The sequence below is a fragment of the Streptomyces flavofungini genome (assembly GCF_014650815.1).
GTDB classification, from domain to species: domain Bacteria; phylum Actinomycetota; class Actinomycetes; order Streptomycetales; family Streptomycetaceae; genus Streptomyces; species Streptomyces flavofungini.
On sequence record NZ_BMVR01000003.1, the window covers coordinates 626,606 to 650,047 of the forward strand.

Below are 23,442 nucleotides of genomic sequence, written 5' to 3' on the forward strand. Positions count from 1 at the left end.
CAGGCCGCACGCTGTACCGCGACGAAAGGGTGTCGATCATGAGCTATACCGTCGGGCAGGTCGCGGGCTTCGCCGGTGTCACGGTCCGTACGCTGCACCACTACGACCGGACCGGGCTGCTCACGCCGAGCGAGCGCAGCGCCGGGGGCTACCGGCTGTACGGCGACGCGGACCTGGCCCGGCTCCAGCAGATCCTCTTCTACCGCGAACTCGGCTTCGCGCTCGGCGAGATCGCCGAGATCCTGACGGACCCGCAGGCCGGCGCCCTCGATCTGCTCCGTGCCCGGCGCCGCGCGCTGCGCGCGCAGATCGACCGGCTGGAGCGGCTCGTCGAGGTCGCCGACCGCGCCATGAAAGTCCAGCAGACCGGCGTCAGACTGACCCCGCCCGAACGCTTCGAGGTCTTCGGCGAGATCACCTTCGACCTCAGCTACGCCACCGAGGCCGAGGCGAAATGGGAGGGCAGCGCCGGGCACGAGGAAGCCATGGCCCGCGCGGCCGCGCACTCCCAGGAGGACTGGGCCCGCCTCATGGACGAGGCGGCGGCCTGGCGCGAACGGCTCCTCGCGGCCTTCGACGCCGACGAACCCGCCGACGGGCAGCGGGCCAGGGCACTCGCCGACGAGCACCGGCGGCACATCAGCCGTTGGTTCACCGACTGCCCGCCCGACATGCATCTGCGGATCGCCGATGACTTCGTCACCGATGCTCGGGCGTTCGCCCTGGTCGTGCCGCCCTCGCAGCAGCGGCCGGGGCTCGCCCGGTACTTGTGGGAGGCCGTCCGGGCCAATGCCGACGTCGACGCTGGTGCCGGTGGTGGTGCCGGAGCCGGGGTCGGGGCCGAAATCGTGGCCGACGCCAACGCTCGGGCTAAAGCTAAACCTGAGGGTGAGAGTGCGGGGGGTGCGCGATGCGAATCCTGATCACCGCCGCCGGTTCCTACGGCGACATCGCGCCGTACACCGGCCTGGGAGCCCACCTGCGGGCGGCGGGGCACGAGGTCGCGCTCGCCACGCACGAGAGCTTCGCGCCGCTGGTGCGCGGCGCGGGGCTGGGGTTCCGTCCGCTGCCCGCCGACGCGCGCGCCTCCGGCCGGGCGGCGGGGCGCCGCGAGCTGATGCGGGCGGCGAGTGTCTTCGTGCGTGACCTCGGCGTCGGGCTCGCGGACGCCGTCGACGACGGTGACGAACTCCTGGTCCTGTCCACGACGACGGCCCCGCCGGGCTGGCAGCTCGCGGAGGCCCTCGACGTGCCGACGATCGGCGCCTACCTCCAGCCGACGCATCCGACGCGGGAGTTCGCCCCGGTCGTGAGCGGCGCGCGGTCCCTGGGCCGCTGGGGCAACCACGCCATGGGGCGCTTCTCCCTGCGCATGGTCGACCGCGTCTACGCCGACGCGGTGCGGGACCTGCGCTCCCGGCTCGGCCTTCCCGCCGCACCCCCGGCCGCCGTCCGGGCGGGGCGGGAACGGGCGGGGTGGCCGGTCCTGCACGGCTTCAGCCCGGCGGTCGTGCCGCGCCCGGCCGACTGGCGCGCCGGACTCGACATCGTCGGCAACTGGTGGCCTCACCACGATCCGGACGAGCGACTTCCGGCCCGGGTCGAGGACTTCCTGACGGCCGGTCCGCCGCCGGTGCTCGTCGGTTTCGGCAGCATGGCGGCGGGCGAGGGGGAGCGGCTGAGCGAACTCGCCGTGGCGGCGCTCAGGCGGGCCGGACTCCGGGGCGTCCTGCAGTCCGGCCGGGCGGGCCTGGCGGGGGCCGGCGACGACGTCCTCACGGTCGGCGAGCTCCCGCACGCCCTGCTCTTCCCCCGCATGGCCGCCGTCGTGCACCACGCGGGCGCGGGCACCACGGCGGCGAGCCTGCGCGCCGGAGTCCCGACCGTGCCCGTACCCGTCACCGCCGATCAGCCCTTCTGGGCGGCCCGCCTGACCGCACTCGGCGCCGCCCCCGGGCCCATCCCCTTCCGCGCCCTCACGGCGGAGCGCCTGGCCGCCGCGCTCACCCGCGTGGTCCGCGAACCGCCCTTCGCCTCCGCCGCCACGGCTGTCTCCCGTGCGATGGCGGCGGAGGACGGGGCGGGCCAGGTCCGCAAGGCGGTGGAGCGGCTCGGGCGCGGGTGAGACGCCGGTACCCGTCGAGGTGCCTCACCCGGCTCCGGGGCCGAGGTGCGCGTCAGGCCCGCGGCCTGGCCGACGGCACGCGTCAACGCCGCCCCTGGCCAACGGCCCGAGGTCAGGGCACCCGCCAGCGGGACACCTCACGGTCGCCCCGCCGCAGCCACCTCCTCGCCCTCCGGCAGCGGTCCCGGCGCCGTCCCCTTCCCGAACGGGCTCCCGCCCAGCTCCTGGCGGTGATGCGGTGTCAGCCATCCGCCGAGGTCGGGGCCGAGCGGCACGATGCCGGTCGGGTTGATGCCCGTGTGGACCTCGTAGTAGTGCCGCTTGATGTGGTCGAAGTCGACCGTGTCGCCGAAGCCCGGCGTCTGGTAGAGGTCGCGGGCGTACGCCCAGAGGACCGGGTCCTCGGACAGCTTCCGGCGGTTGCACTTGAAGTGGCCGTGGTAGACGGCGTCGAAGCGCACCAGCGTCGTGAACAGACGGATGTCCGCCTCCGTGATGCTGTCGCCGACCAGATAGCGGCGGTCGGCGAGGCGCCCCGACGTCTCCTCCAGGCGCCGGAACACATCCCGGTACGCCTCCTCGTACGCGCGCTGGGAGGAGGCGAAACCCGCTCGGTACACGCCGTTGTTGACGTCGCGGTAGATGCCCTCCATCACGGCGTCGATCTCGTCGCGCCACGCCTCCGGGTACAGATCGGGTGCCCCGGGGCGGTGCAGCGCCGTCCACTCGGTGGCGAGGTCCAGCGTCAGTTGCTGGTAGTCGTTCGTGACCAGTTGACCGCTCGGCACGTCCACGATCGCCGGGACGCTCACGCCGCCCGGATAGCCCGTCTCGCGCGCGTCGTACGCCTCACTGAGATACCGGATCCCGAGCACCGGGTCGCGGTCGTCCGGGTCCAGTGTGAAGCGCCAACTGCGGTCGTCCTGGATCGGGTCGGTGACCGCGAGCGAGAGCGCGTCCTCCAGGCCGAGGAGCCTGCGGGAGATCAGGGCGCGGCTCGCCCAGGGACAGGCGCGGCTCACCACCAGGCGATAGCGCCCGGCCGCCACCGGCCAGCCGTCGCGGCCGTCGGCCGTGATGCGGTCGGCGAAGTGGCTGCGGGAACGCTTGAACGGCCTCTTGCCGAGCGTGTCGTTGCCGCCGGCCGCCGTGTCGCTTGCGGGCTTCCGCCCCGTGCCGCTCACCGCAGACTTCCTTCAGGGCGGGGCGTGGGGACGGGCGCGGGTGGCGACAGGTCGTAGATCCTGTTGAGGAGCGCGGCTTCGTTGCCCGCGAGGCCCGCGCGCCGCAGTGCTTCGTCGGCGTCCGCGATCGGCACGGCGAGCAGCGTCGCGGTCTGCGCCGTCACGGGTCCGGACAGGGCGGCGCGTGCGGTGTGCAGCAGGCGCAGGCACGCCTGCGCCGCGGCCAGTTCGGGATGTGTCGTGCCGGTCATGTCGGTTGGCTCCTTTGCGCGCGGTCACCAGGGTCGAAGGTGCAACCCCCACTCTTGCGCACGGGTCTGACAATTGCCCTTCAACCACCACGCGCGCGTGCCCCACGACCGCCACAGGAGCCACCCCGAACGAGGCCGCGCCTTGAGAGTCCGCCCTCACCCGGCCCGGCGTACCAGCCGCAGCCTCAACCCCTCCGGCATCAGCGTCAGCCGCTCCGCGACCCGCAGCCGGAAGTCCGCCTCCGGCACCAGGTCGTAGCGTCGCAGCAGCAGCCCCAGCACCAGTGTCGCCTCGTGCAGGGCGAACTGACGGCCGATGCAGGCCCGCGCGCCGGTGCCGAACGGCTTGAAGACGTGCGGTGGCCGGGCGCGCACCGCGGCGGGCGTGAACCGGTCGGGGTCGAACGCCTCCGGCCGGTCGCCCCACGCCTCCTCGTCCCGGTGCAGCAGCATCGTCAGGACCAGCGCCCACGCGCCCCGCCGCATCGGATGCGTGCCGTCGAGCACCGTGTCGTGCAGCGCCTCCCGCGCGAACGCCGGGGCCGTCGGCCACAGCCGCAGCGACTCGTCGAGCACCCGGCGCACGTAACGGAGCTTGGCCACCTGCTCGTACGCGGGCGCCTCCGTCCGCCCCCACACCTGCTCGGCCTCCGCCCGCGCGCGGGCGCACACCTCGGGACGGGCCGCCAGATAGTGCAGCGCGAACGACAGGGCGCCCGACGTCGTCTCGTGCCCGGCGACGAGGAAGGTGATGACCTGGCGCCGGATGTTCTCCGCCGACAGGCGTTCGCCGGTGTCGGGGTGGGCGACGTCCAGCATCCGGTCGAGCAGGTCGCCGGGGGCGCCCGAGGCGTCCGCGGCGCGCCGGGTCGCGACGACCTCGTCGACGGTCCGGTTGAGGTACGCCATGTCGGCGGCGTTGCGCCGCTCGGACCGGCGAAGCAGCAGCGGTGCGAGCGCGGGCGGCAGGACGTTGCGGCGCTGGGCGTGGGTGAGGGTGCCGACCATCGCCGTCACGAAGGGGTGCGGCCGGGACCGCTCGAAGGAGCCGAAGTCGTGCCCGAACCCCGTGCGGGCGATGGTCTCCAGGGTCAGCTTCGTCATGTCGCCCGGCACGTCCACGGCCCGCCCCGCGGCGGCCGCGCCGTCCCAGCGGTCCGTGAGCTGCCCGGCCACGGCCAGCATCAGCGGGTGGTAGCCCGCCATCGCCTCACGGCTGAACCCGGGCGCGAGGATGTCGTGTGCGAGCTGCCAGTTCGGCTCGTGGTTGTACGCCGTGAACAGTCCGTCGCCCGCGACCGGCCGCAGATTGGCCACCCCCAGTCCCACGTGCTTGGCGAACCGCGCCTCGTCGGCCAGCTCCGCCGCGAGCCGCGCGCCCCACACGAACACGATCTCCTTGCCGAAGGCCTTGCGCCGGAAGACGGGGCCAAGGGCGCGGCCGATGGCCATCGAGTCCTGCACGGGCGTGCGCACGTTCGCCCCGATCACGTCGCCGACCAGCGGCAATCGGCGCGGCGGGTGTGGTATGCGGTGCAACTCGGGCCAGCCGGCCTCCGCGCCGCGAAAGCCCTTCGGCAGGTTCCCGGGCAGCGGCTCGGTGCTTCCCGTCGGCTGGGTCGTCTGCGCCATGGCCGCCATCTCCCTTGTGCACGCGGCTCGTTCAAGCCTGTTGTACGTGGATTCAATAGCGGTTCGCAGTCTGGTCCGGTTGTTGAACCGACGTCAAGTAAGGTGATCGGATGGCCGCGAATCCGCAGGAGCGCACGCGCCGCAGACTGAGCACCGGGGAGCGCAGGGAGCAACTCCTGACCGTGGGCGCGCGGCTGTTCGCGCAGAACCCCTACGACGACGTCTGGATCGAGCAGGTCGCCGAGATCGCGGGCGTCTCGCGCGGGCTCCTGTACCACTACTTCCCGACCAAACGGGACTTCTTCGCCGCCGTCGTGCAGCGCGAGAGCGAGCGCATGCTGCGCCTGACGACCGCCGAACCCGGTCGGCCCGTGCGCGAGCAGCTCGGCGCCGGACTCGACGCCTTCCTGGGGTACGTCGAGGGCCACGCCCAGGGCTTCCGCGCCTTCCACCGGGCGGAGGCGGCGGGCGACCCCACGGTCCGCGAGGTCTACCGGCAGGGCCTCGCCGCCCAGGAACGCCAGATCCTCGCCGCCCTCGCGGCCGACCCCGAGACGGCGCCCCTGGCCGCCGAACTGCCCGCGGTGCGCCTCGCGGTGCGCGGCTGGCTGGCCTTCATGGTCGCCGTCTGCCTGGAGTGGCTGGAGGAGCCGGAGCTGACGCGCGCACAGGTGCGGGACCTGTGCGCGCGGGCGCTGCTCGGGGCGATCCTGCCGTAGCGGGTTCCCTGGTCGCGGGCGTGGCCCGGCACACGGGAGCCGGGCGTCGTCAGGCCGACAGGAACCCCGTCGCGAAGTGCGCCGTCAGCGCCCGCCGGGCGTCCGTGGTGTCCTCGGTGGGATCGGTGAGCCGCTCGGCCGCCCAGAGGAAGAAGTCGTCCGCGACGGTGTCGATCCAGTCGTACGCCGGGTCGAACGGCCCCGGATCCGGCGCCGGGTAGCGCAGCTCCAGCTCCGGGCCGCGCTCCCCGAACACGGTGAAGAGCCGGTGCCCGTCCGGCTCGGACGCCTGCCGCACGGCCACCGTCGAGCAGTCCCACCGCTCCGGCCCGTACTGCAGCCAGAGGGTCCGCGCACCGGACCCCTCGGCGTACAGGGCGGCCGGGACCGGCGGCCCGCCCCGCGCGGGTTCGTCCAGGACCCGGACGAACCCGTGACAGCGGCCCGACGCGGGCGTGAGCAGCCCCGTCGCGATCTCCAGCGACCAGATCCGCCCGTGGCGGTCGTAGTCCTGGAGCACGACCGCGGGCGGCGGTGCGGAGGGCATCCCTAAGGCGGGCATCAGTGGCGGCGCTCCAGTCCGGGTTCCTGGTCGACGGCGGCGCTGCTGTGCGTCGCCGCGCTGATCACGGCCGCCCGACTGCCGTCCTTGGCGAACTGCCGGTCGGCCGTCGGGCCGAGCGGGTTGCCGTACTTCTTCAAGGATGACGGGGGCAGGGGCACGGAGGGGTTCTCCCGGAGGACGGCGTGGGTGCGCCCCCGCCGGAGGGGAGCGGGGCGGGGCGCGCAGGACGCAGCGGACGTTACGGCCGTATGCGCGCGTGGTCCGCGTGTGACGTCGGCGCGTCCGGGTGACGTACGGGTCCCACGGTGAGCAGCACGAAACCCAGCGCGGCGAGGACTTCGAAGCCCGCCGCCACGAGGAGCGAACCCGAGAGCGACCAGGTGGCGATCGGGCCGCCGATGCCCGCGCCGATCGCGAACCCGGTGATCTTCAGGCTGGCGCCGGTGGTGAAGATCTGGCCGCGCAGCTGGTCCGGCGCTTCCCGGTGGCGCACCGCGAACAGCGCGGTGAGTTGTGGTCCCGCGCCCGCTCCGGCCACCGCCATCGCCGCGAACAGCGCGACGGGCGACAGGGTCGCGGCGAGGAGCAGGGCCGCGGCGAGGGCGAGGGCGCTGCCCAGGATCGTGGCGTCGGGCCGCAGCAGGTCGGGGCACCGGGCAAGGAGCGCGTTCGCGAGGAGGGACGCCGCGGCGAGGGCGGCGAGGAGGAACGTGCCGGAGCCGCTTGTGCCCAGGGCTCGTTCGCCGAGCAGGGGAGTGCAGGTCACCAGCATGCCGACGCCGACGTACGAGATCACGGAGGTGAGGGTGGCGCGGGCGAGGGGGCGGGTGCGGCCGATGGCGGCGAAGCCGGAGGCCAGGTCGGCGACGACGGACGTGGACGGCTTGGACGGCTTGGCGCGCACTGCCTCGGCACGTCGCGGGAGCGTCCACGCGGCCGGGAGCGCGAGGGCGATCAGGGCCAGGGACACGACGACGCCCGCCGCCGGGCCCGCCGTCATGGCGACCGCACCGGCCAGGGCCGGGCCCGCGAGGCTCGCCGTGTTGAACGTCAGCGCGTCCAGGGCGTTGGCGCGCGGCAGGCTCTCCGGCGCGGCCACCCGCGGGAGTTGCGCCGTCCACCCGCCCGCCAGCGCGGGCCCGAGCAGCCCGCCGCACACGGCCGTCGCGAGGACGACCGGCAGCGGCAGCCGCCCGAGGCTCAGCAGAATGACGAGGAGTGCCACGCAGTACACGGCCAGCGCACCCGCGAGCAGCCGCCCCGGCCGCGCCGCCCGGTCGAGCATCGCGCCGAACACCGGCCCGCCCACGGCCGCCGACACGGTGATCCCCGAGAGGAGCGCCGAGGCCGCCGACGCCGACCCCGTCACCGAGAGCCCCACCAGGAGCAGCGCCGGGCCCGACATCTCGTCCCCGGTGCGGGCGGCCGTGGCGCCGATGAGGTAGCGCGTCATGCTGTAACGCTTTGACATTCACAGCACGTTACAAGGTAACGGGGAGTGCGGCCAAGGGCGTTACGCTGGCGTTCGTGAAGAGGCCGAACGAAGCAGCAGCCGCCGCCCCGTTGAAGAAGCGTGAGTCGCGGGGCGAGCCGACGAGCGAGTGGTCCACCCGCCATTCCGTGCTGCGGTCCGCGCAGCGCGCCGCCGCCCTCGTCAACGTCCTCGGAGTCGGCGCCGACGCGGGCGAGCCCACGATCGACACCCTCGAAGCGGTCCTGCGCGAATACGGCGAGGCCGACCCGCTGGACGTCTCCGCGGCGGACATCGCGGACATGCGCACCGTGGCCACGCGGCTGCGGGAGGTTTTCGCCGCCCCCGGCGTCGACGCGGCGGCGACCCGCCTGAACCGCCTCCTCGCCGAGGGCTGCGGCCCGGTGCGGCTCACCGCGCACGGCGGCGGCTCGCCGTGGCACATCCACCTCGACAACGACGACTCCGCGCCGTGGGCCGAGTGGTTCCTCGCGTCGTCCTGCATGGCCCTCGCCGTCCTCGTCTGGGACCGGCAGCGGCCACCGGGCGGACTGTGCGCGTCGGCGCGCTGCGAGAACGTGTACGTCACCGGCGGCAGCGGGGCGGAGCGCCGCTACTGCTCACCGCGCTGCGCGACCCGCGAACGGGTGGCGGAGCACCGCCGCGCCAAGGAGCACCGGGCCTAGGAGCACCGAGAACGCCCCCGTGACGCCAGGGGCACGGGAAACGCAGGGAAAACCGGAGACTCCGGAGGGCGTACGGGTGCGCGAACCCTTCCTATGCTGACCCCATGAGGCGTACCTCCTTTGCGAACTGGCCCTGTTCCATCGCCCGCACCATGGACCTGCTCGGCGACTGGTGGACGCCACTCGTGCTGCGCGAGGCCTTCTACGGAGTCACGCGGTTCGACGCGTTCCAGCAGGAACTCGGCATCGCCCGCAACACCCTCGCCGACCGGCTGCGGCGCCTGGTCGACGAGGGGCTGCTGGAGAAGCGCCCGTACCAGAGCGATCCCGTGCGCCACGACTACGTACTCACCGAGAAGGGCCGCGACTTCTTCGGTGTGCTCGCCGCCATGAACAGCTGGGGCAACCGCTGGCTCAGCGGCGACGACGGCGCTCCGGTCGTCTTCCGGCACGAGCCGTGCGGCCACGACAGCGCCGCCGAGGTGGTGTGCGCGCACTGCAAGGAGCCCATGACGGCCGCGGACACCCGCCCCCGGATGGGACCGGGCTTCCCGGCCCGCCTGGCCGAACGGGCCGAGGTGCGCAGCCGGTTCGCCGAGTGACGGAGGTGCTCCCCTCCGTCGAGTTCCCCTCGGATGTGTCCGATGGGGGAGGCCCCTGACGTCATGGGTCCCTGACGTCAGGGACCCATGACGTCAGGAACTCGTGAGGACCACGAGCCGCTGCGTCGCCCGCGTCATCGCGACATAGCGGTCCACCGCCCCCTCGATGCCCTCGCCGTACGACTCCGGGTCGATGAGGACGACCAGGTCGAACTCAAGGCCCTTGGACAGCTCCGGGGTCAGGGAGCGCACGCGGGGCGACGCCTGGAGCGCGTCGGCCTCCGTGGCACCGGTGCTGATGACGCAGGCGGTCCCGTCGGCGTGCGCGGCCAGCCAGTCGTCGAGGACCGTGTCCAGGTCCGCGACGGAGCCGTGGGTGACGGGGATGCCGCTGCTACGGATGGACGTCGGCACGTTGGCGTCCGGGATCGCGGCCCGGATGACCGGCTCGGCCTCCGTCATGATCTCTTCCGGGGTGCGGTAGTTGACGGTCAGGGAGGCCGGCGTGATCCGGTCGATCCCGGCTCGCTCCAGGCGTTCCGCCCACGACTCTGTGAACCCGTGCCTGGCCTGGGCGCGGTCGCCGACGATGGTGAAGCTCCGCGACGGGCAGCGAAGCAGCAGCATCTGCCACTCCGCGTCGGTCAGTTCCTGCGCCTCGTCCACGACGATGTGCGCGAACGGCCCCGCCAGCCGGTCCGCGTCGGCGGTGGGCAGGGCGTCCTCGTCGATCAGGCTGTCCTGCAGGTCCTTCCCGCGCAGCATCCGCACCGCGCCCTCGCTGTCGTCCCCGGCCGAGTGGCTGTCGGCGGCCGAGACGATCTCGTCGATGACGCGGGCCATGCGCTCGCGTTCGGCGGCGACCGCGACGGCCTGGCGGCGCTTGAGCCGTGCCGCCTCCGGGTCGCCGAGCCGCTGCCGGGCCGCGTCCAGGAGCGGCAGGTCCGACACCGTCCAGGCCTGCGGGGCGTCCTTGCGCTGCAGTTTGCGCACCTCGTCACGGTCGAGCCAGGGCGCGCACATCCGCAGGTAGGCGGAGACCGTCCACAGGTCGGAGACGAGGTCGGCCGCTTCGAGCAGCGGCCACGCGCGGTGGAGCGTCGTGACCAGGTCGCGGTCCTGCCGCAGCGCGCGCAGGAACAGCTCCGCCGAGACGCCGTCCTCCTCCTCGTCCATACCCTGCTTGTCCATGAGGAGCGTGGCCAGCTCCTCCCAGATCAGCTCCCGCGCCTCGTTGTGCGGAGTGCCGGGGCCCGGTGCCTTGAAGGCCTCGGCCCAGTCGGTGGCGCTCACCCGGACCTCGGACCAGGGCGTCGAGACGGTCATGGCCTCGGTGGGCGGCTCCTCGTAGAACGCGACGGCCTTCTCTATCGCCTGCACCATGCCCACCGACGACTTCAGGCGCGCCACCTCGGGGTCGGCCTCCGCCGCCGCCGCGGCGCCCTCGGCGACGAGGTCCCGCAGGGTGCAGGTCTGCACGCCGTCCTCGCCGAGGCTGGGCAGCACATCGGCGACGTAGCCCAGGTACGGCTCGTGCGGGCCGACGAACAGGATGCCGCCGCCGCGCCGGTGGTGGCCCAGGCGAGGGTCGGAGTACAGGAGGTACGCGGAACGGTGCAGGGCGACGACCGTCTTGCCCGTGCCGGGGCCGCCGTCGACGACCAGCGCGCCACGGGAACCCGCGCGGACGATGGCGTCCTGGTCGGCCTGGATGGTGCCGAGCACGTCACGCATCCGGGCCGACCGGTTGCTGCCCAGGCTGGCGACGAAAGCGGACTGGTCGTCGAGCGCCGCGTGGTGTTCGAGGCCGTCGGCGGTGAACACCTCGTCCCAGTAGTCACTGATCCGCCCGCCCGTCCAGCGGTACCTGCGGCGGCTCGCCAGGCCCATCGGGTTGGCGTGGGTCGCCGCGAAGAACGGCTCGGCCGCGGGGGAGCGCCAGTCGACGAGCAGCCGCCGCCCGGCGCTGTCGGTGAGGCCGAGCCGCCCGACGTACAGGGGCTCGGTGCCGTCCGCGCCGACGATGCGCCCGAGGCACAGGTCGAGGCCGAAGCGGCGCAGGGCGCGCAGGCGGGCGGTCAGCCGGTGGACCTCCGAATCCCGGTCCAGAGCTTCCCGGCCGATGCCGCCGGGCGCCCGGCGCACGACGTCGAGACGGTCGGACAGTTCGGCGATCGTCTGCGCGAGGCTCTCCGCGATGGCGGCGAAGTGCTGCTCGTCGGCGGCGATCAGCGCCGGGTCGGCCTTGGCGTCGAGACGGTCGGGAAGGTTGAACGCACTGGTGATCAGGAAGGTCATGCTTGGTGAATCTCCGATTTCCGCAGGATCCGGCTGAGGTGAGCGATTCTGCGGTACGAACGGGGCCTTGCCGCAAGCCCCCTGGTGCGCTATAAGTTAAGAGTGGCAAGGAGAGCGAGTTCCCCTTGCCTCTTCTTTTTGCCCGCGCACGGTCGAGTCCTTGCCCCCGCGCACGGTCGAGCGCGGCCCCGCGCGACGCGCGGGGCCCGACCCCCACCGGGTCAAGAACCCGCCACCAGCCGGAACGCCAAGCACACCACGAGTGTGCCGTCCGTGACGTGCGTCCCCTGCCGCGCCCAGTGGCGATCGTGTCCCGAGCGCCAGTCGGCGAGGCCGGTGAAGCCCTCGCCCTCGGCGTCGGCGTGCGCCCACGTCACGTCGGCGAGGGGCAGGACCTCGGTGCCGGTGATCTCGACGGTGGCCACGCAGCCGCCGTCGTCGTCCAGGACGGCCAGCCGCTCGCCGGGGTACTCCAGGTCCTCGGTCTCCTTGGCGTAGTCGGCGAGGACGCCGGTCGTCGTGGTCTTCGCGCCGGCCAGGACGAGGGCGTTCAGCTCGGCCCGCAGCGCGCCCGGGGTGCACAGCTCAAGGGAGCGCATGCCGTTGACTCGCGGCCACATGGTCCTCGCCTCGCCCCGCCTCGTTCGCCCCGCTCATGGGATCCGACGGCACCAGTGTGACCCACGCGGGTGCGGCCGGAGCCGTGGCCGAGGGGTGCCACGGCTCCGCACCAACTCCTTGACACGTCAGTACAGTTAAGCAACTCTGCTGGTCATGGAGTGGACTGGGATACGTTACGCGGACCAGCCGACCGTCGAGGTGCGCACCTGGATCGATGCGCCACCCCCACGGGTGTGGGACCTCGCCACCGACATCACGCTGATGCCGGGACGCGGCGGCGAACTGCGGGCCGTGGAGTGGCTCGACGGCGCCGCCGTCCCGGCCCCCGGGGCGCGCTTCGCCGGGCACAACGAACACGCGGCTTTCGGCACCTGGACCACCACCTCCCACGTCGTGGAGTGCGAGGCGCCCCGCGTCTTCGGCTGGGCGGTCACCGACCCCCGACAGCCCAGCGCCTCCTGGCGGTTCAGCCTGCGGGAGCGCGACGGCGGCACCGAGCTGACGCACTGGATGCGGATGGGTCCGGGGCGGTCCGGCCTCTCGCTCGCGATCGAGCGGGCGCCGGAGCAGGAGCAGAAGATCGTCTTCGTACGGATGCGGGAACTGGAGCGGGGGATGAGCGCCACCCTCGACGTCATCAAGGCGCTCGCGGAGGGGGACGCCTGATGCGGACGGCGACCACCGTCGAGGCGTCCGCCGACTGGCAGGACACCGTCAGCTACGTCACCGAGGCCGAGAAGCTCGGCCTCGACACCTGCTGGGTGGCCGAGGCCTGGGGCGCCGAAGCGCCGTCCCCGCTCGGCTACTTGGCCGCCCGCACCCGCCGCATCCAGCTCGGCTCCGGCGTCATCCAGCTCGGCACCCGCACGCCCGTGGCCATCGCCCGCGCCGCGATCACCCTGTCGAACATCTCCGGCGGCCGGTTCGCGCTGGGCCTCGGCCCGTCCGGGCCGCAGGTCGTCGAAGGGCTGCACGGGGTGCCGTTCGACCGGCCCCTGGCCCGGATGCGGGAGACCGTCGAGATCGTGCGGCAGGCGGTGGCCGGGGAAAAACTCGCCTACGGGGGACGGGAGTTCACCCTCCCGCTGCCCGGCGGCGACGCCCGCCCCATGCGCCTGGCGATCCGCGCCGAGCACGACCTGCCGATCCACCTCGCCACGCTCTCACCCCGCATGCTCCGCCTCACCGGCCGCGTCGCCGACGGCTGGCTCGGCACCAGCTTCGTACCCGAAGGCGCCAAGGAGGCCTACTTCGACCACCTCGACGCCGGGCTCGCCGAAGCCGGGCGGCAACGCGCCGACCTGGACATCTGCCAGGGCGCCGAGGTGGCGTTCGCCGACGACGAGGACGCCCTGCGCGAACTGGTCGGCGGCCGCAAGAAGGAACTCGCCTTCAGCCTGGGCGGGATGGGCACGGCGACCACGAACTTCTACCACGACGCGTACAGCCGCCAGGGCTGGAGCGACGTCGCCGCGGCCGTCCGGGAGCGCTGGCAGGGCGGCGACCGGGACGGCGCCGCGGAGCTGGTCATCGACGACATGGTCCTCGCCACGACGCTCATCGGCACCGAGGACCGGGTGCGTGAACGACTGCGGGTGTGGCGGGCGGCGGGCGTCACCACCGTCCGCCTCTACCCGGCCGGTGCCACCCTCGCCGCCCGCCTCACCACCCTGGGCCGCGCCCTCGACCTCGTACGGGACATCGAACGACAGGACCGGGACCGGGACCAGGACCAGGGCCGGGACCGGGACCGGGGCTGGGTCGGTCGGCCCTGGCCCGAGTGAGGCTCAGCCCGGGCTGCCGGGGAGGACGAAGCCGTTCTCGTAGGCGAAGACCACCGCCTGGGCGCGGTCACGCAGCTGGAGCTTGGCGAACATGCTGCCGATGTGGCTCTTCACCGTCGCCTCGGTCACGACGAGGTGCGCGGCGATCTCCGGGTTCGACAGCCCCTTGGCCACCAGGAGGAGGATCTCGCGCTCCCGGGGAGTGAGACCGTCCGCCACCTTGGCCCGGGGGCGGAGCGGTCCGGCACGGGTCGCGTAGTCCTCGATCAGCCTGCGGGTGATCGACGGCGAGAGGAGGGCCTCACCGGCGTGCACCACGTGGATCGCCTCCAGGAGGCGGTCGCGTGAGGCGTCCTTGAGCAGGAAGCCCGACGCGCCCGCCCGTAGCGCGCCGAAGACGTATTCGTCCAGGTCATAGGTCGTGAGGACAAGAACCCGTGGCGAGCATCCGGAGGCGGTGAGACGGGCGGTGGCCTCGACGCCGTCCATGCGCGGCATGCGGATGTCCATCAGGACCACGTCGGGGCGCAGTGCGGCGGCCCGGGTGAGTGCCTCGTGGCCGTCGGCGGCCTCGCCGACGACTTCGAGGTCGTGCTGGGTCTGCAGGAACAGCCGGAAGCCGGTGCGGATCAGCTCCTGGTCGTCGACGATCAGCAGGCGAATGGTCATGCGGCGTCCTCGACGGGCAGCCGGGCGGTCACCCGGAAACCGCTGTCGGTGTGGCGGGCGTCCAGGCTGCCGCCCGCCACCGCCGCCCGCTCCCGCATCCCGAGGATGCCGTGCCCGACGGCCGACGAGACCGGGTCGCGGCTGTCGCCGTCGTCCTCGACGGTGACGTCCAACCGCGTCCGGCCGTAGTCCAGCGTCACCGTGACCTGGGTGGGGTCGGTGTGTTTGAGCACGTTGGTCAGCGCCTCCTCGACGATCCGGTACGCCGACAGTTCGAGTCCGTCGGCCAGGGCCCGGGCCTCCCCGGTGAGCTCAAGCCGCACGGGCATCCCGGCGGTCCGGTACCCCGAGACCAACTCGGCGAGCTGGTCGAGCGACGGCTGCGGTCGCCAGGGCGCGTTGCTGTCCGACGTGCGCAACAGGCCGAGGATCCGGCGGAGTTCGGCCAGGCTCTGCTCCGCGCTGGCCTCGACCCGCTCCAGTGTCTCAGCCGCGACCCGGGGCTCGGTCGGCAGGACGTCCCGGGCGCCGCGCACGCCGATCAGCATGACGGTGACCGAATGGGCGACGATGTCGTGGAGTTCGCGGGCGATGGAGGTGCGTTCCCGCGCTGCCGCGAGCTGGTCGAGCTGCTCGCGCTCGCGCTCCAGGGTGGCCGCGCGTTCCTCCAGCGCCCAGGTGTAGCGCCGCCGGGTCTGCAGGTACGAGCCGAGGGCCCACGCGCCGATCGGGATGGGCAGCGAGGAGATGCTCGCCGACAGCAGGAACAGCGCCGTCGGGACGAGCGCCGCCGCCGAGACCCTGCGGTCGCGCAGGTCGGCGACCGAGGCGAGGGCGACCACGACCGGCGCCCCGCCCGGCGAGTAGCCCAGCGGCACGAGCACCGCCGCACCCGCACAGGCCGCGCCGAGCACCACCAAGGGCGCGCGGCGGCGGACGAGCAGGACGCAGCCGACGAGCACCGTCACCACGACCGGGACCACACCGATCGGGGTCGCGTCGTCGAAGAGCAGCCCCAGCTCCACCCCGGTCGTGATGAGCGCCAACGCGACGTCGAACAGCACCGAGCGGTGCGCGACCAGCAGGTCGTACACCGCCCGGGGCCACCGAAGGAGCCGGTTCACGCCAGGTCGCGCCGTCGCTCGACGAGGACCGCGACCAGCGTGACCGCGACCGTCCACGCGGCCAGCACCCAGCCGGCCGCGACCACCGACAGGGTCGTGTGGTGGGTCATCCGGCTCAGCACGCCGGCCGCGCCGAACGGCGTGAGGTTGACCCCCGACTCCCAGGCGTCGGACAGCAGCGGGACCACGGCGAAGTTCACGATCAGCAGGACGACCACTCCCAGGACGGGGCTGCGGATCAGGGCGCCGAGGGCGGCACCCAGAACCGCGGACAGGACGAACGCCACGAGGTTGCCCGCCACGACGGCACCGACGTCTCCCGACGTGAGACCGGGCCCCGGCTGGTCGCTCAGGAGCGGCAGCGCGAGCCCGACCGACACCAGGGTCGTCAGCGTGCCGAGCAGGAGCCCCGTCAGCGCGTAGGCGGCAATTCTCGCCGATAGCACGACCCCGCGGTCACGGCGGCCCACCAGAGCAGCCGGTGCGGCCGTCCGGTGCCGGTACTCACCGGCCGCGCCGACCAGCCCCCAGAGCAGCAGCAGGACCGGCAGCCCCGCCAGCGCCTCCTCCTTCTCGGCCACCTCGTCCAGCGTGCCCGACGCCACGGTGACCACAAGGACGTTGAGGACCGCGAACGCGACCCCGCCCACCGCGAAGCCCAGCAGGGTCCGGGTGGTCACGGTCTTGATCAGTTCGCCCCGCACCAGCTGCCTCATCGGTCCGCCCCTCCCGTGAGACCGAAGAACACGTCCTCCAGCGACGCGGTCCGATGGCCGATCTCCTCCAGCAGCACACCGTCGCGGTGCGCGAGGCGTGCGACCTCCGCGCCGTCGAGCCCTTCGATCACCAGCCCGCCGTCGTCGTCGTGCGTGCTGCGGCCACCGGCCGCGGCCACCAGCCTCGACAGCCGCTCGGCGTCGGCGGTGCGCACCACGACCACGCTCCCCCCGGACCGTTCGAGGTCCCGGATCGCGCCCTCGTGGACCAGCCGACCCCGGTCGATCATGATGACGTCGTCGACGGTCCGGGCCGCCTCGCCCAACATGTGGCTGGACAGCAGGACCGTGCCGCCGTTCGCGGCCCGGTCCCGCAGCAGCGTGCGCAACCAGCGGATGCCCTGCGGGTCCAGGCCGTTCACCGGCTCGTCGAGCACCAGGATCTCCGGGTCACCCAGCAGCGCCGCGGCGAGCCCGAGCCGCTGCCGCATGCCCATCGAGTACGTCCCGACCCGGCGCTGGGCCGCGGCCGCCAGGCCGACGATTTCCAGGACCTCGCCGACCCGGCGGCGGGGCAGTCCGGCCAGCGCGGCCAGCGACCGCAGGTGTGCCCGGCCGGTGCGGCCGGGATGGGCCCCGCACGGCTCGATGTACACGCCGAGCCGGCGGGCGTCGGGCCGGAGCGACATGACCGGCGTGCCCCCGACGAGCGCCCGGCCCGCCGTCGGCCGCGCCAGCCCGACAACCGCCTTGAGCGCGGTGGTCTTTCCCGCCCCGTTCGGGCCGAAGAACCCCGTCACCCTTCCCGCCCCGACCGTGAACGACAGGTCGTCGACCGCCGTTCGGCGGCCGTAGTGCTTGGTGAGTCCTTCGACCCTGATGGCCGCCGGATCCCCTACGAATGTGCGTGCAGAAGTCATGGGTGAAGCCTCCGACGCGGTGATCTCCCCGTCATCCGCCCACGGTCGAAACCTGACTTCCGACCAGGGGCGGAGACCGACGCAGGGGCGCCTACTCCGCACCCACCCGCGCGAACAGCGGCCGTGCCGTCGGCAGGCGGCCGTCCGTCGCCGCGCACTGCGCCGCCACCTGGGCCGCGGACTCCGGCAGGAACGGGCCGAGTTGGTCCGCGAGCGTGCGGCACGCCCCGACCAGCGCGGCGAGGACCCCGTCGAGGCGTTCCCCCGCCGCCCGGTCGCCCGCCCGCTCGGCCTTGGCCAGCTCCCACGGCCGCGTGCCGTCGATACAGCGGTCGGCCTCCTGAACGACCCGCCACACGGCGGCCGTCGCCCGCCGGAAGTCGAAGTCCGCGAGGGCGTCGTCGACGTGACCGGCAACGTCACGGCAGACGGCCACCAGCCGCTCGGTGCCCTCGGCCGCAGCGCCCTCGCCCCCAGCGCCCTCGCCCCCAGCGCCGTCGGCCACAGCCCCCTCGGCCACCGTGCCCCGCCCCGGCACCCGGCCGTCCCGGAACCGGTGCACCATCGTCACGACCCGGTTGACGAGGTTCCCGAGCCCGCCCGCGAGATCGGCGTTCGCGCGCGCCACGAGCCGCTCCCGGGTGAAGTCCGCGTCCCCGACCCGGGGCACCTCGCGCAGCAGCCACCAGCGGACCGCGTCCGTGCCGAACTCCGCGACCAGCTCCGCCGGATCGACCGTCGTGCCGCTGGATTTGCTGATCTTGCTGCCGTCGACGGTGAGGTAGTCGTGCACCAGGATGTCGGTGGGCAGCGGCAGGCCGGCCGACAGGAGCATGGCGGGCCAGTAGACGGCGTGGAAGCGGACGACGCCCTTCCCGAGCAGGTGGCTGCGGCGGTCGGCGCCGGTCCACCACTGGTCGTACGCGGGGTCGTCGGTGCCGTAGCCGAGGCTCGTCACGTAGTTGCCGAGTGCGTCCCACCACACGTACACGACCTGTTCGGGGTCGTCGGGGACGGGGATGCCCCAGCCGCGGGCGCGGGTCCCCGAGCGGGACACGGAGAAGTCGTGCAGGCCGCTCTCGATCAGGGCGAGGACCTCGTTGCGGCGCACGGCGGGCTCGACGCGCAGGCGGCCGGAGGAGATCAGCTCGTGCAGGTGGCCCGCGTACCGGGAGAGGCGGAAGAACCAGTTCTCCTCGGCGACCGGCCGGGGCTCCGTCCCGTGCTCGGCGCAGCGTCCTCCGACGAGTTCGGCGGGCGTGTAGAACTGCTCGCAGCCGACGCAGTACAGGCCTTCGTAGTGCCTGCGGTACAGGTCGCCGGAGTCCGCGCAGCGCCGCCACAGCCGCTCCACGCCGACACGGTGGCGCGGGTCGCGGCTGGTGCGGATGAAATCGTCGAACGACAGGGCCAGCGGGGCGCGCAGCGCGGCGAACGCGTCCGCGTTGCGGTCCACCAGGTCCTGCACGGGGACGCCTTCGGCCTCGGCGGCGAGGACGTTCTTGAGGGAGTTGTCGTCCGTGCCGGTGAGGAAGCGGACCTTGTCTCCCCGGTGGCGGCGGTGGCGGGCCAGCACGTCCGCCTGGACGAGTTCGAGGGCGAAGCCCAGGTGGGGGCGGGAGTTGACGTACGGAATGGTCGTGGTGACGTAGGTCGTACGGGGTGTGGTCATGGGAGCCTCCAGGATCTCCGGGTGGGAGAGGCGGGGCTCCGTGCCGTGCGACAGAACGAGGCCCCGTCTCGGGGCCTCGGACACGCGCGTCCGGGTCAGCGGCCCCGCAGGCGGGGCATCATGGCGACGCGGAACTCGGGCGTGATCATGCGGGGATGCTAGCAGCGGGGCTGGTGGCGGGACCTGTTGTTTTCCGTCGGGTACGCGCTGTGGGCCGACCATGGGGTCGCTTACCTGCCAGACCGGGCCCCGCACCTCCTGTTGGACTGATGCGCGCCCTCAGCGTGCCCACATCGATGCGTGTGCCCGCCGCTGTCGGCGCTTCCGCATCGATGTGTCGATACGTCGATGTGTCGCTCTCCATCGGAACTCCGCCAGGACGGACCCGCCCATGCCTCAAGCCGCCCCGCCCACCGCCGAGCGCACCCGCGCGAATCCCCGCTCCACACTGATCAGCTGGCTCGCCGTCTGCTCCGTCACAGCGGGGCTCTTCGCCATCGTCACCGTGGAGATCCTGCCGATCGGCCTGCTCCCCGCGATCGGGCGGAGCTTCGACGTCACGGACGGCACGGCCGGGCTGACCATGACGATGCCGGGCTTCCTGGCCGCGCTGTCCGCACCGCTGGTGACGACGGCCACGGCCCGCGTGGACCGGCGGATCATGCTGTGTGCCTTCATGGCGCTCCTCGCGGCGGCGAACCTCGTCGTGGTGGTGGCACCGGCGTACTGGCTGGTCCTGGTCTCCCGGGTCCTTGTCGGCGTCACCATCGGCGGGTTCTGGTCGATCGCGGCCGGGCTCGCGGGGCGCCTGGTGCCGCCGGAGTCCGTCGCCAGGGCGACGGCGGTGATCTTCTCCGCGGTGCCGCTCGGGTCGGTGCTCGGCGTGCCGCTCGGCACCTTCGTGGGGGAGGCCGCCGGATGGCGGACGGCCTTCATCGTCATGGGAGTTCTGAGCGTGGGCGTCTGGGGCGTGATGCTGGCGGTGCTGCCGCCGCTGCCGCCGGGAGAGGTCCTGCGGGTGAGCGTGCTGCGGGCCGCGCTGCGCGGGCCCGGCACCCGCTGGGCGCTGCTCGTGACGTTCCTCGTCGTCCTCGCGCACTTCGGGGCCTATACGTACGTGGCGCCGTTCCTGCGCCGGGTCACGGGCGTGGGCCCGGCCGTGGTCACCGTGTTCCTGCTGGTGTACGGCGCCGCCGGGATCGCCGGGAACTTCCTCGGGGGCGCCGTGGTGGCGCGCCGGCCGCGGGCCGCGTTCGCGGGCGCCGCCGGGCTGATCGCCGTGGCGGCGCTGCTGCTGCCCGTGCTGGGGGACCGGCCGGGCGGGGCGGTGGCGCTGCTGGCGGTGTGGGGGATCGCGTTCGGTGCCGTGCCGGTGTGCTCGGGGGCCTGGTTCGCGGCGGCGGTGCCGCGCTCCCCGGAGGCGGCGTCGGTGCTCTTCACGGCCTCGTTCCAGGCGACGCTCTCGCTGGGGGCGCTGGCCGGTGGCGCGGTGGTGGACCGGGGGTCGCCGTCGGCGGTGATGGTGCTCGGCGGGCTGACGGCGGTGCTCGCCGTCGGGGCGGCGGGGCTGCGCCGGTGACCTGGGCGGCGCCCACCGTGCGACGGTGGGCGCCAGTACCTGGGTGCCCCGTGGCGCGACGGGTGTCAGACGGCGGCCGCGAGCGCCTCGAACTGCGCGTCGGTCAGGGTGATGCCCGCGGCGGCGGTGTTCTGCTCCAGGTGCGCCACCTTGGACGTGCCCGGGATGGGCAGGACCACCGGCGAGCGGCGCAGCAGCCAGGCGAGGGCGAGCTGCGACGGCGAGGCGCCGTGCTCCTTGGCGGCGGCGTCGAGCGGGCCGCCCGGCCGGGCCAGCTCACCCGTGGCCATCGGGAACCACGGGATGAACGCGATGCCCTCGCGCTCGGCGTACTCAAGGACGTCCTCCGAGCCGCGGTTGACCAGGTTGTACTGGTTCTGCACGGAGACGATCTCGGCGTGCTCGCGGGCCTCCTTGAGCTGATCCACCGTCACCTCGGAGACGCCGATGTGGCGGATCTTGCCCTCCTTCTGCAGCAGCACCAGCTCGCCGAGCTGGTCGGCCAGCGGGACCTGCTCGTCGATGCGGTGCAGCTGGAACAGGTCGATGCGCTCCAGACCGAGGTGACGCAGGCTCAACTCCGTCTGCTGGCGCAGGTATTCGGGGCGGCCCAGGGCGCGCCAGTCGTCCGGTCCCGACCGGGACAGGCCGGCCTTCGTGGCGATGACCAGGTCGTCGGCGTAGGGCTGCAGGGCCTCGCGGATCAGCACCTCGTTGACGATGGGGCCGTAGGAGTCGGCGGTGTCGATGAACGTGACGCCCAGCTCCACGGCACGCCGCAGCACGCGAACGGCCTCGTCCCGGTCCTTGGGCTCGCCCCAGACGCCCGGTCCGGTGAGTTGCATCGCGCCGTAGCCGAGCCGGTTGACGGGCAGGTCGCCGCCGAGGGCGAAGGTGCCCGAGGCGTCGGCGGGGCGCGAGGTGTTCGAGGTGCTCATGGGAGCGGTCCTTTCACGGCGTGCGTACGACAAGATGTGTGGTTCCGAACCTAGGTGCAAGAACGCGTGAATCACGGATTCAGCCGTGCAGCGACAGCCCTCGGGCGTACCGCCGGACGGGCGGTCGCCCGGCGTCACGTCGGACAGGACAGGGCCGGAAGCCGCTGGTGGGAGGTGGACGGGTGGTGTTGCCCGCCCACCACGGCTCCGGGGCCCGTCAGGTCGGCTGCGTGTCGCCGGTTCCGGCCCGTCCGCCGATCTGCTTCAGGAGCTCCGCGGCCAGCGGGGCCGAGGAGGCCGGGTTCTGGCCGGTGATCAGGTTGCGGTCGACGACCACGTACGGGGCCCACGGCTCGCCCTCCTGGAAGTCGGCCCCGGCCGCGACGAGGCGGTCCTGGAGCAGCCACTTCGCACGGTCGGCGAGACCGGCCTGGGTCTCCTCGGCGTTGGTGAACCCGGTGAGGCGGTAGCCCGCGAAGGCGTTGGTGCCGTCGGCCTTGGCGGCGGCAAGCAGCGCGGCCGACGCGTGGCAGACGACGGCCAGTGGCTTGCCCGATGCCAGGGCCAGGGTCAGCAGTGCGCCGGAGGTGGCGTCGACGGCGAGGTCCTCCATCGGGCCGTGGCCGCCCGGGTAGTAGACCGCGGCGTAGTCGGCCAGGTCCACGTCCGCCAGCCGGACCGGCGACCGGAGCCCGGTGAACGCCGCGAGCCCGGCGGCGATCCGGTCGGCGCCGTCCTGGCCGCCGTTGGCCTCGGGTGCCAGGCTGCCCCGGTCCACGGGCGGCACGACGCCGCCCGGCGTGGCGACCACGATCTCGTGGCCCGCCGCCCGGAACGCCTCGTACGGAGCGACGGCCTCCTCGGCCCAGAAGCCGGTGGGGTGCCGGGTCCCGTCGGCGAGCGTCCAGAACGCGGCGCCGGTCATGACGTAAAGAATCTTCGACATACCCCGAACGTAGGCGGCCGCCGCCATAGGAAACCAATAGAAAAGCCACTGGCAGCCATTGGATATTCAATGGTGCGCGGGGAATATCCGGGCGGTGTCCAAGGCCCAGCAGGCAGACCGGGACGGACGCCGTGCGCGCGGGCGGCAGTCGCACTTATTCCCCGTATCCAGCGGAAATAGTGCCGGTCACCCCGGGGTTGGGTGCACACATGCGGCAGCGGCACCCCCGTCGCGCCACGGCTCTGGAGGACCCCATGAAGATCGGCATCATCGGCGCGGGCAACATCGGCGGCAATCTCACCCGGCGCCTGACGAAGCTGGGACACGACGTGTCCGTGGCGAACTCCCGGGGCCCGGCCACCCTCACCGCCCTCGCCGAGGAGACCGGCGCCACCCCCGTGACCGTCGCCGAGGCCGCGCACGGCGCCGAGCTCGTCGTCGTGACCGTGCCGCTGAAGAACGTCCCCGACCTGCCGTCCGGCCTGTTCGACGGGGCCGCCGACGGCTTCGTCGTGCTCGACACCGGCAACTACTACCCCAAGGAGCGCGACGGCAGGATCGACGCCATCGAGGACGGCGGCGTGACGGAGAGCCGCTGGACCGAGCAGCACATCGGCCACCCGGTCATCAAGGCGTTCAACGGCACCTACGCCCAGGACATCCTCGACAAGCCGCTCCCCAAGGGCGACCCCGAGCGCATCGCGCTGCCCGTCGCCGGGGACGACGAGGCCGCCAAGAAGGTGGTCCGCGACCTGATCGACGACCTCGGCTTCGACACCGTGGACGCGGGCGGCATCGACGACTCCTGGCGCCAGCAGCCCGACACCCCCGTCTACGGACTGCGGGCCGGAGTCGCGGCGGTCACCGACGCGCTCGCGGCGGCGTCCCCCGAGCGCCCGGAGACGTTCCGGGCCTAGGGCCTGTTTCCGGGCCCGGGCGA

The 23,442-nt window shown here is 73.4% G+C and carries 24 protein-coding genes; 9 read left to right on the plus strand and 15 right to left on the minus strand.

Annotated features, from left to right (window positions below; all coding sequences use genetic code 11):
- The first annotated feature begins 38 nt into the window (after positions 1–38).
- Together IE274_RS09835 and IE274_RS09840 are read left to right on the plus strand one after the other, a co-directional pair.
- Positions 39–923 (plus strand): MerR family transcriptional regulator, encoded by an 885-nt coding sequence (locus IE274_RS09835; protein ID WP_190115227.1) that lies wholly within the window; start codon positions 39–41, stop codon positions 921–923.
- Positions 911–2,125 (plus strand): glycosyltransferase, encoded by a 1,215-nt coding sequence (locus IE274_RS09840; protein WP_190115228.1) that lies wholly within the window; start codon positions 911–913, stop codon positions 2,123–2,125. Before IE274_RS09835 ends, IE274_RS09840 begins: the two co-directional genes overlap by 13 nt.
- A 137-nt stretch (positions 2,126–2,262) precedes the next feature.
- Here the strand turns inward: IE274_RS09840 and IE274_RS09845 are convergent, their stop codons facing one another.
- From IE274_RS09845 to IE274_RS09855, 3 genes are all read right to left on the minus strand, one after another.
- Positions 2,263–3,309, minus strand: coding sequence for a glutathione S-transferase family protein (locus IE274_RS09845; RefSeq protein WP_190115229.1), 1,047 nt, complete (start codon positions 3,307–3,309; stop codon positions 2,263–2,265).
- Positions 3,306–3,560: a hypothetical protein gene (locus IE274_RS09850; protein WP_229909407.1), complete on the minus strand. Its 255-nt coding sequence runs from the start codon at positions 3,558–3,560 to the stop codon at positions 3,306–3,308. The genes IE274_RS09845 and IE274_RS09850 overlap by 4 nt, the downstream gene beginning before the upstream one ends.
- 156 nt (positions 3,561–3,716) lie before the next feature.
- Entirely contained in the window at positions 3,717–5,192 is a 1,476-nt protein-coding gene (locus IE274_RS09855; protein WP_190115230.1) for a cytochrome P450, read from the minus strand.
- A 110-nt stretch (positions 5,193–5,302) separates the two neighbouring features.
- Between IE274_RS09855 and IE274_RS09860 the strand changes: the two genes are divergently transcribed.
- Positions 5,303–5,911, plus strand: coding sequence for a TetR/AcrR family transcriptional regulator (locus tag IE274_RS09860; protein ID WP_190115231.1), 609 nt, complete (start codon positions 5,303–5,305; stop codon positions 5,909–5,911).
- Between the two features lie 49 nt (positions 5,912–5,960).
- On the opposite strand, the gene IE274_RS09865 is transcribed toward IE274_RS09860, so the two are convergent.
- The 3 genes from IE274_RS09865 to IE274_RS09875 form a co-directional block, all read right to left on the minus strand.
- On the minus strand, positions 5,961–6,473 hold the full coding sequence (locus IE274_RS09865; RefSeq protein ID WP_190115232.1) for a hypothetical protein: 513 nt from the start codon (positions 6,471–6,473) through the stop codon (positions 5,961–5,963).
- Positions 6,473–6,634, minus strand: a complete 162-nt coding sequence (locus IE274_RS09870; RefSeq protein WP_190115233.1) for a hypothetical protein — start codon at positions 6,632–6,634, stop codon at positions 6,473–6,475. The genes IE274_RS09865 and IE274_RS09870 overlap by 1 nt, the downstream gene beginning before the upstream one ends.
- An 80-nt stretch (positions 6,635–6,714) precedes the next feature.
- Complete coding sequence (locus tag IE274_RS09875; RefSeq protein WP_190115234.1) at positions 6,715–7,947, minus strand: MFS transporter; 1,233 nt, start codon at positions 7,945–7,947, stop codon at positions 6,715–6,717.
- Between the two features lie 92 nt (positions 7,948–8,039).
- On the opposite strand from IE274_RS09875, the gene IE274_RS09880 reads away from it, so the two are divergent.
- Positions 8,040–8,633 (plus strand): CGNR zinc finger domain-containing protein, encoded by a 594-nt coding sequence (locus IE274_RS09880; protein WP_190115369.1) that lies wholly within the window; start codon positions 8,040–8,042, stop codon positions 8,631–8,633.
- Positions 8,634–8,737: 104 nt separating this feature from the next.
- Entirely contained in the window at positions 8,738–9,235 is a 498-nt protein-coding gene (locus IE274_RS09885; protein WP_190115235.1) for a winged helix-turn-helix transcriptional regulator, read from the plus strand.
- 93 nt (positions 9,236–9,328) lie between these two features.
- On the opposite strand, the gene helR is transcribed toward IE274_RS09885, so the two are convergent.
- The gene (gene helR / locus IE274_RS09890; RefSeq protein ID WP_190115236.1) at positions 9,329–11,533 is read right to left on the minus strand and encodes an RNA polymerase recycling motor ATPase HelR; all 2,205 of its coding nucleotides are present in this window, start codon (positions 11,531–11,533) and stop codon (positions 9,329–9,331) included.
- Positions 11,534–11,754: 221 nt separating this feature from the next.
- The gene (locus IE274_RS09895; RefSeq protein WP_190115237.1) at positions 11,755–12,153 is read right to left on the minus strand and encodes an ASCH domain-containing protein; all 399 of its coding nucleotides are present in this window, start codon (positions 12,151–12,153) and stop codon (positions 11,755–11,757) included.
- A gap of 154 nt (positions 12,154–12,307) precedes the next feature.
- On the opposite strand from IE274_RS09895, the gene IE274_RS09900 reads away from it, so the two are divergent.
- Together IE274_RS09900 and IE274_RS09905 are read left to right on the plus strand one after the other, a co-directional pair.
- Positions 12,308–12,820: an SRPBCC family protein gene (locus IE274_RS09900; RefSeq protein WP_190115238.1), complete on the plus strand. Its 513-nt coding sequence runs from the start codon at positions 12,308–12,310 to the stop codon at positions 12,818–12,820.
- Positions 12,820–13,938: an LLM class flavin-dependent oxidoreductase gene (locus tag IE274_RS09905; protein ID WP_190115239.1), complete on the plus strand. Its 1,119-nt coding sequence runs from the start codon at positions 12,820–12,822 to the stop codon at positions 13,936–13,938. The genes IE274_RS09900 and IE274_RS09905 overlap by 1 nt, the downstream gene beginning before the upstream one ends.
- A gap of 3 nt (positions 13,939–13,941) precedes the next feature.
- Here the strand turns inward: IE274_RS09905 and IE274_RS09910 are convergent, their stop codons facing one another.
- From IE274_RS09910 to IE274_RS09930, 5 genes are all read right to left on the minus strand, one after another.
- Entirely contained in the window at positions 13,942–14,607 is a 666-nt protein-coding gene (locus IE274_RS09910; RefSeq protein ID WP_190115240.1) for a response regulator, read from the minus strand.
- Positions 14,604–15,731, minus strand: a complete 1,128-nt coding sequence (locus IE274_RS09915) for a sensor histidine kinase (protein WP_229909408.1) — start codon at positions 15,729–15,731, stop codon at positions 14,604–14,606. The genes IE274_RS09910 and IE274_RS09915 overlap by 4 nt, the downstream gene beginning before the upstream one ends.
- Positions 15,728–16,447 (minus strand): ABC transporter permease, encoded by a 720-nt coding sequence (locus IE274_RS09920; protein WP_190115241.1) that lies wholly within the window; start codon positions 16,445–16,447, stop codon positions 15,728–15,730. The genes IE274_RS09915 and IE274_RS09920 overlap by 4 nt, the downstream gene beginning before the upstream one ends.
- On the minus strand, positions 16,444–17,367 hold the full coding sequence (locus IE274_RS09925; RefSeq protein ID WP_190115242.1) for an ABC transporter ATP-binding protein: 924 nt from the start codon (positions 17,365–17,367) through the stop codon (positions 16,444–16,446). The genes IE274_RS09920 and IE274_RS09925 overlap by 4 nt, the downstream gene beginning before the upstream one ends.
- Before the next feature lie 91 nt (positions 17,368–17,458).
- On the minus strand, positions 17,459–19,039 hold the full coding sequence (locus IE274_RS09930; protein ID WP_190115243.1) for a methionine--tRNA ligase: 1,581 nt from the start codon (positions 19,037–19,039) through the stop codon (positions 17,459–17,461).
- A 391-nt stretch (positions 19,040–19,430) separates the two neighbouring features.
- On the opposite strand from IE274_RS09930, the gene IE274_RS09935 reads away from it, so the two are divergent.
- The gene (locus IE274_RS09935) at positions 19,431–20,618 is read left to right on the plus strand and encodes an MFS transporter (protein WP_190115244.1); all 1,188 of its coding nucleotides are present in this window, start codon (positions 19,431–19,433) and stop codon (positions 20,616–20,618) included.
- A gap of 65 nt (positions 20,619–20,683) precedes the next feature.
- On the opposite strand, the gene IE274_RS09940 is transcribed toward IE274_RS09935, so the two are convergent.
- Both IE274_RS09940 and IE274_RS09945 read right to left on the minus strand, forming a co-directional pair.
- The gene (locus IE274_RS09940) at positions 20,684–21,556 is read right to left on the minus strand and encodes an aldo/keto reductase (protein WP_190115245.1); all 873 of its coding nucleotides are present in this window, start codon (positions 21,554–21,556) and stop codon (positions 20,684–20,686) included.
- A gap of 217 nt (positions 21,557–21,773) precedes the next feature.
- A complete protein-coding gene (locus IE274_RS09945; protein WP_190115246.1) occupies positions 21,774–22,502 on the minus strand; it encodes a type 1 glutamine amidotransferase domain-containing protein in 729 nt (242 codons plus the stop codon).
- Between the two features lie 254 nt (positions 22,503–22,756).
- On the opposite strand from IE274_RS09945, the gene IE274_RS09950 reads away from it, so the two are divergent.
- On the plus strand, positions 22,757–23,419 hold the full coding sequence (locus IE274_RS09950) for an NADPH-dependent F420 reductase (RefSeq protein WP_190115247.1): 663 nt from the start codon (positions 22,757–22,759) through the stop codon (positions 23,417–23,419).
- Positions 23,420–23,442: the final 23 nt, after the last annotated feature.